This is a genomic window from Nonlabens sp., assembly GCF_965660805.1.
Taxonomy (GTDB): domain Bacteria; phylum Bacteroidota; class Bacteroidia; order Flavobacteriales; family Flavobacteriaceae; genus Nonlabens.
The window spans coordinates 1-3,340 of sequence record NZ_CBFIBE010000076.1; the positions used below are offsets into that span (position 1 = coordinate 1).

A 3,340-nucleotide genomic window follows, 5' to 3' on the forward strand; every position below is an offset into this window, starting at 1 on the left:
ATGCTTTAATTTTCTTTATCATCTAGTCAAAAAATAATTCAAATTAAGAATACGGCATTAGAAACATAAATAGGTATATAATTTGAAGTTTTAACGCTCAAATTCCATTAGAAATCCGTCTGCGGCTATGTTATCATCTAAGTAAAGAATGCTGCCTTGTAAGTCGATAGTTCCTTTATCTATATGATCGATAAATAACGTTTCAGTGTTTCCGTTTTGTTCTATGCGTATGGGATATGTTCCACTATCTAGTCCCGCATAAATATCTTGAGGACCAGTAGTTAAAATGTTATTAGTGATGTCTACAGTATTGTTACTAAGATTAAAATCATAAATGACCTCGCCACGACTATAGTCTATATTGATTCCCACAAAACCTCCACGTACATTTTTCAAGTGCCAGGTTCCATTGATCGTAGTTGTAGAATTAGTTTGGTCATCATCACTATTGCAACTTGCAAAAATTAAAAATGCAAAGCATAAAAGAAAGATCAATTTAATGGATTTCATAACCTATATGTTCTGGGGCTTTATAGTTATAGATACAACTGAAGGGATATGGTTGCGTAATAAAGCTATGAATCTTTTTTAAAAGGCTCTAACAATTGCTCACCAAAATTCTCTGGATAATTCTCATCTCCATGAAAACCCAGTTCTAAATATGCTTGATGGTAAGGTACATGAGCTGTTCCAAAAATATAATCCCACAAACTGAGTGATAGTCCATAATTTACTCCATATTTATGATCAGCAGGTAGTTCTCTAGCGTGGTGCCATAAATGCATCTTAGGATTGTTAAATACATATTTTAATGGCCCATAGTCCCAATTGAGGTTTGCATGATTTAAGTGACCTATAAAAACACTCACCATATGAACGATAAAAAACTGCTCGATCCCAAAACCAAGCATGGCAAGAGGTAAATACTGTAAGCTTTTATAAATAATCGTTTCCATAAAGTGAAAACGGAACTGCGCCGCAAATCCCATCTCTTTAACGCTGTGATGTACTTTGTGAAATTCCCAAAGCCACGGCACACGATGTAACAACCTATGAATGTTCCACTGCACAAAATCTGCTATGATAAACATGATCAGCAATTGAGTCCATACCGGTAAATTACCTAGCTCAATTGCGACTAGATTAGTAATTCCTATTGCGTTTAATCCATCATTAAAAGCGGCTACAGCAACGTTAGAAATAGAATTATAACCTACGAGCGAGAATAAAAAGAAGTTGAAAAATAAATAAAATAAATCCAGCCAAAAATCACGACGTAACACTTTTTGATTCTTGCGCCATGGCAAGAGTACCTCTAGAGCAAAGACTAGTATGGATAAACCTATTAACCAGTAAAAATAGTTAGTCCATGATGGCGTGGTGATCTCACGTACTAAATAATTCCAGTAATCGCTAAAAGAGTGTAGAAAGATTTCTAGGTAATCTTGCATGAATTTAAGGTCGTTATTAAGTGTTTAAAATTACGAACTATTATCGCAACTACATCGTTATATTAATAATAGAAATCTATAGGCTTATAAAGTTATTACTATCGGTTATTTTTGGGCTACAAAATCCTAATTATGAAAAAAACGCTGCTACTTGTATTGCTGATTTCAAGCGTTATGGCTTGTAAAACAAATGAAAATCAAGTGATAACTTCTCAAGAAGAATCCAGACCTTACTTTGACTGGAGTGCTGCAAACGTCTATTTCTTACTGACAGATAGATTTTATAATGGAGACCCTTCTAATGATGCTATTATAAAAAGAGATAAAGAAACTGGAAAACTACGTGGTTTTAAAGGAGGCGATTTTGCTGGAATTACTCAAAAAATTGAATCGGGTTATTTTAACGATTTAGGAGTAAATGCGATATGGCTCACACCTATCTGGGAACAAATTCACGATGGAGTAGATGAAGGAACAGGATTTACTTATGCTTTTCATGGTTACTGGGCTAAGGACTGGACAGCCGTAGAGCCTAGCTACGGAACACTAGAAGAGTTTCAAACCCTAGTTCAAAAAGCACACGATAAGAATATAAGAATCTTACTGGATGTAGTCATTAACCATACTGGTCCAGTGACAGAGATTGATCCTGTATGGCCAGAAGATTGGGTGCGCACAGGTCCATCATGTACCTATCAAGATCAGAAAACTGCGGTAACCTGTACCTTAACTAATAACTTACCAGATATAAAAACAGAAAGTAAAGAAGAAGTATCCTTACCAGAACATCTCGTTAAAAAATGGAAAGCCGAAGGTCGTTACGAGCAAGAAGTAGCAGAGCTAGACGCCTTTTTTGAACGTACTCAATTAGCTCGTACACCGGTAAATTATATCATCAAATGGGTGACCGATTATGCTCGTGAAACTGGAGTTGACGGATTTAGAATAGATACCGTTAAACACGTAGAAGAAGAAGTCTGGCAAGTATTTAATGAGCAAGCATTTATTGCTTATGAAGATTGGAAAAAGGCACATCCAGATCAAATCATTCATGATGATCCGTTCTTTATCTTAGGCGAGTTATATGGCTATGAAGTAAGTGGTGGAAGAAATTATTATTTTAAGGAGCAACCAGTAGATTATTTTAATTACGGATATGAGGCCATGATTAACTTCGGGTTTAAATATCATGCCAGCGAGCCGTATAAGGAATTATTTAAGCGTTATGATGGTTTTAAAGACAGTTTGCTTACAGAAAAACCTAATGATCCGGCTTATTTTATGAACTACATAAGCAGTCATGATGATGGGCAACCTTTTGATGCAAAACGAGAACGTGCTTTTGAAAGTGCCACTAAATTATTACTCACTCCTGGAATGTCTCAAATCTATTATGGCGATGAACTCGCTAGGTCACTCGTTATAGAAGGAACTCAAGGAGATGCGACATTACGCTCTGTAATAAATTGGGAAAATATGAATAAAGAAGTCCTTGAGCACTGGCAAAAACTAGGACAGTATCGCAGTAAACATCCTGCCGTAGGTGCTGGAAAACATTTTTCTTTACCACATGATGGGTCTGGAACATTATTTAGTCGCTGGTATGATAACAACGGTTTTGAAGATCACATTCTTGCAGGCGCAGGTTTAGAAAATGGCCAGATCACTATAGATGTTTCTAAAGTCTTTGACCAAGTAACACAGCTTAGAAATGCTTACACAAATCAAGTCCTAGAGATAGTAGAAGGTAAAGTCACTACTGTAGTTGAGAATGGAGTGGTGCTACTGGAAGAAGTAGAGTAGTCGTTGTTTTACGCTTTCGCGAAAGCGTAATTCTAAATATCCATAAAAGATACTTTATCTTTAAACTCTTAACCGAGAATAAAGAT

The 3,340-nt window shown here is 36.0% G+C and carries 3 protein-coding genes; 1 reads left to right on the plus strand and 2 read right to left on the minus strand.

Going from position 1 to position 3,340, the window contains the following annotated elements; translation table 11 throughout:
• Positions 1-90: 90 nt before the first annotated feature.
• Together ACTF48_RS10920 and ACTF48_RS10925 are read right to left on the minus strand one after the other, a co-directional pair.
• Positions 91-510 carry a hypothetical protein gene (locus ACTF48_RS10920; RefSeq protein ID WP_438963192.1) on the minus strand — a complete coding sequence of 140 codons (420 nt, stop codon included), beginning with the start codon at positions 508-510 and terminating at the stop codon, positions 91-93.
• 65 nt (positions 511-575) lie between these two features.
• Positions 576-1,451: a sterol desaturase family protein gene (locus ACTF48_RS10925; RefSeq protein WP_438963193.1), complete on the minus strand. Its 876-nt coding sequence runs from the start codon at positions 1,449-1,451 to the stop codon at positions 576-578.
• A 132-nt stretch (positions 1,452-1,583) separates the two neighbouring features.
• Between ACTF48_RS10925 and ACTF48_RS10930 the strand changes: the two genes are divergently transcribed.
• The gene (locus ACTF48_RS10930; RefSeq protein WP_438963194.1) at positions 1,584-3,254 is read left to right on the plus strand and encodes an alpha-amylase family glycosyl hydrolase; all 1,671 of its coding nucleotides are present in this window, start codon (positions 1,584-1,586) and stop codon (positions 3,252-3,254) included.
• Positions 3,255-3,340: the final 86 nt, after the last annotated feature.

Bases quoted from the DNA above. Each gene is read 5' to 3' on its own strand.
- ACTF48_RS10920 (WP_438963192.1), bottom strand. From the start codon at position 510: ATGAAATCCATTAAATTGATCTTTCTTTTATGCTTTGCATTTTTAATT.
- ACTF48_RS10925 (WP_438963193.1), bottom strand. From the start codon at position 1,451: ATGCAAGATTACCTAGAAATCTTTCTACACTCTTTTAGCGATTACTGG.
- ACTF48_RS10930 (WP_438963194.1), top strand. From the start codon at position 1,584: ATGAAAAAAACGCTGCTACTTGTATTGCTGATTTCAAGCGTTATGGCT.